1 protein-coding gene is annotated in these 288 nt (G+C 67.7%); it reads left to right on the top strand.

Features of this window, described 5'->3' with window-relative positions; genetic code table 11:
* Positions 1 to 288: MFS transporter (locus CDV44_RS27450; RefSeq protein WP_141118854.1), on the top strand; the 288-nt coding region annotated here is incomplete at both ends.

Genomic DNA, 288 nt, shown 5'->3' with positions numbered 1-288 from the left:
AGCTCGGGTATGCGTTGGGCATTCTGCTTCTGGTGCCGCTGGGCGACATCATCGACCGCCGTCGCATCGTTCTCATCAAGGGAGTGATTCTCACGCTCGCGCTCCTGCTGGCCGCCTTCGCGCCGGGCATCGGCACCCTGCTCGCCGCGAGCCTGGCCATCGGCCTGACGGCGACCATGGCGCAGGACATCGTGCCTGCTGCCGCCACTCTCGCCCCGGAGTCGATCCGTGGGCGGGTCGTCGGCACGGTGATGACCGGCTTGTTGCTCGGCATTCTGCTCTCTCGGG

The organism is Pandoraea sp. PE-S2R-1, assembly GCF_002179865.1.
Taxonomy (GTDB): Bacteria; Pseudomonadota; Gammaproteobacteria; order Burkholderiales; family Burkholderiaceae; genus Pandoraea.
Note: the sequence above shows the minus strand (reverse complement) of the source record. Positions and strands in the feature narration are given on the sequence as shown.